A 3,264-nucleotide genomic window follows, 5' to 3' on the forward strand; every position below is an offset into this window, starting at 1 on the left:
CTATTTTTGCGCAACTTATTATATAACTATTTGCACATCTTATTAAATAACATCATCCACAAATAACCCTGTCTCATCATCTTCCTCATCAAAAACATCTGCAATCACCGCCTGAGTCAACTCGTCTGGCGAAGTGAACTGTGCTTGACCAAGAGGTTTTATTTCTTGTCGTCTTGTAGCCAGTTTCGGTTCCTCTCCGTTTGTTCCTATACGGTCTGTCAAGCTTCTACGCCAAGCAATGATCTTGTCAAAGGTGCTTTGTGCGTCTACGGCAATATCTTGCAATTCAAGCTCTCTATGAGCACTATCTACTGGAATATCAGCCAAAGTCATGCTGTGGTCAAACTCATCTTGCAGGAACATATAGCGATAGGGAAAACTTGTTTTCTCATGTAAGAAGATAGGGTCTGTTGTCACCTTACGCCCTGCATTGTCTCGACCTTTCACCCCACGAAGAATAACCGCTTCTCCTTCTTGAAGTTTGGCTAGTTGTGTTGGTGTTAAGAGCTCTTGCTTAGGGTTCTCAATAGCAACATTCGGATTAGCCTCATCTAGGATATTGCTGGAGCGTCTGCGACGTGTAATCGTACGAGAACCTAGAGCTTTACTGAAGGCTGTATTTGTCGCATCAGATGTTGATTTTACGTAAATTTGGATCGAACAGTTATCTCTAATGGTCTTAGCTGTATTCTCTCCGTATTTATCCGTAAGCTGTTCCAAGTTTTGAATCCAGAGATAGTACAAGATATTTTGACCAAGACCAATAGAAATTTTCGTATCCATGTGAGGAATGGCTGGAATATTAGTGAACTCATCTAGGATATGGAGAAGCCGATTAACGCACTTACGACCATTTGAGAGAGCTAGTTCATAGTTGGCGTTAAATAACTGATCTAGGAAGAGAGAAACAAGACTATTGTATTCGGTTCTATTGGGAGGAGTTACCAGATAAATGACTTTAGGGCTATCAGAATAGACTAAATCAATATCAGATTCTTGGAGCAAGTCTCCTTCTTGTTGGTGTAGAATGGATACTTTGATATGGTCAAGGACAGGCTTCTTGGTATAGTCATCCAGATAGATAATCTTCCCACGCTTCTTATAAACCTTTTCAGCTGAAAATTGAAAGGTTTGGCGACGCATACTAGAAGTACCGTTATTCTCGTGATCAAAGTCAATACTTACTAAAAAGTTATTTGGTAATTTAGGCGCTATGACGTAGGTAAGATAACCTTCACCATCGACAAGCGCTGTGTCTGCATCCACATGGGTTACTTGCCTTGTCGTTTTTCCCCAAGCTGCTTGACTGGTAATGGTAATCTTAGCTGTCTTATGAGCATACTCATTACGCATCGCTGCATTTGAACTAGAGCGGAACTTGATAGATAAGCGACGTGGAAAACCGACAGACTCTAAATCAATCGAGTTTTTAGAGGTCAGTTTAGCAATATTATCTTGTAAGAAGAGGTTAATCCCTGACATCATGCTAGAGAAGACATTTCCCTTAGTTTCTTCAGAAGCAAAGTCAGATGACCTAAAGTTAAGGTCTGCCATATCTCTGAATTTAGAGAACTGTTTCTGGTTAATCTTACGCAGATTATCAAAGTAAACGGTAATTTTGGACTTCTTCTTAACTTGTTGCTCACGGTCTGGGTTTTCAATAATTTCTCCAAAATCATTGACAAAGACCTCTTCTGACCCTAAATCTGTCAAGAATTTAGCGATATTACGAACCGTTACGGTGTCCCAAGCATCCTCCTCTCCATTCTTAAAAGTTTCATTAGCACGGTCAATTAAAGCCATTGCAATCGCATTGAACAGCGAGATAGAGGTATCTTCCCAATATTTAGCATTTCCATCACCCATTCCTGGCTTTGTTTTACGATAGATAGCTTCTGCTACGGCATTGACACGGGTTTGTGTCTTTTCGTAGTAGCCTTTTTGAGCAGCATCTATAGCAAGTGCCAAAGGGTTATATGACATTGACCAGTCCATATTTTGGAAAGAAAGGACATTGACATCATAGCCACGACGGCGCATAGTCTTATAAGAAGACTGATAGTGTTCTCCTTTTGGGTCTGCAATAATCAGTGAGGGTTGAATCTCTGCACGACCATTGATATCAATAGTCGTCGTAATATGCCCTTCGCCTTTACCAGAGCGAGTCATCCCTACACCAAGCATGTTTGTTGTGCTATCATCAATGAAATAGTCCCCTGAAGCCTTAGCATAGATTCCTAAAATTCTTTCCGCATTTGTCATATAGCGGCTAAAAGTCCGATTTTGCCAAAGCATCTGAGAACCTAGTGTTAATCCCGTTAGATTTTTCCTTGTTTCATGGAGGACTGGCACACCTCCTTCTCCTGGATAGGTTTCTGTTTTATTTGGAATTTTCTTATACTGCTGGTGAATTTCTTTAGCAGTCGCAAAGCGGTCATCACCTTCTTCGTTGTGGTTATAATCACGATATTGCTCAAAATTAACCCAGGCAGAACGCCAAGCAATGATTAACCCAATGATAAAAATAGGTATCGCTAAGATAGGCGCTAGAACAAATACCTTGATATTGAACAAATTATGAAGTAACAAACTATCGACATTGAAGTTTACCACCTGACTGTTATCTCTTAACGTTACAACTGAGAAATAAATAAAGCGAATGGCAGCTCGTAAAGCAGTCACTAAGTAGTTCGTTAGGATAAAAGCAATCAAGCTAAATCCTAGTCCCATGTAGACAAAACTGCGATAATTCTTGAAGTAAAGTAGCGGCTTCATTTCTTTGTCGAACCGTTTTCTGTCTTGCTTGACAAAAGGAATCTGATAAATGAGACGAAAGAGAAGATTCCCAAAAACAAGCAGCAACAAAGAAGGAATAACAACCACTAAACGTTTAATGAAACGCCACGTCTTCTCACCTACTGCCCTGCTCTTTGATTTCCAATCAATATCTTTGCGATGTTTACAAGAATACAGAAAAGTATCTTTTTTAGCCTTGATACTTTCCCAAACACTGTCCCTATTAGTGATGAGCTGCTTTATCTTCTGGAAAAGTGTCAACAAAGGCTGTTTGAAAAACTTGAACCCTTGATAACAAAGATACAGAACAAAACTCATCAAAAGAAATGTATTGAAGATACTCACTTTAGCTAGTTGAATGAGAGTGTAATAAATCGCTTCTAGCCAACTAAACATAGCGCTCACCCCTGCTTTCTTCTAGAAAACGCCTTATCTTCTCTCCATAGAAACTCGAAAAGAGAAAAATTT

General features: G+C 39.7%; 1 protein-coding gene. It reads right to left on the reverse strand.

Annotation, left to right across the window (positions count from 1 at the left end):
* Positions 1–42 precede the first annotated feature (42 nt).
* Entirely contained in the window at positions 43–3,192 is a 3,150-nt protein-coding gene (locus AALA56_RS09835) for a VirD4-like conjugal transfer protein, CD1115 family (protein ID WP_369909859.1), read from the reverse strand.
* Positions 3,193–3,264: the final 72 nt, after the last annotated feature.

The sequence above is a fragment of the Streptococcus hyointestinalis genome (assembly GCF_041225505.1).
GTDB classification, from domain to species: domain Bacteria; phylum Bacillota; class Bacilli; order Lactobacillales; family Streptococcaceae; genus Streptococcus; species Streptococcus hyointestinalis_B.

What these genes read in the sequence shown, in the direction of transcription:
- AALA56_RS09835 (WP_369909859.1), bottom strand. Translation starts at nt 3,192, where the DNA reads ATGTTTAGTTGGCTAGAAGCGATTTATTACACTCTCATTCAACTAGCT.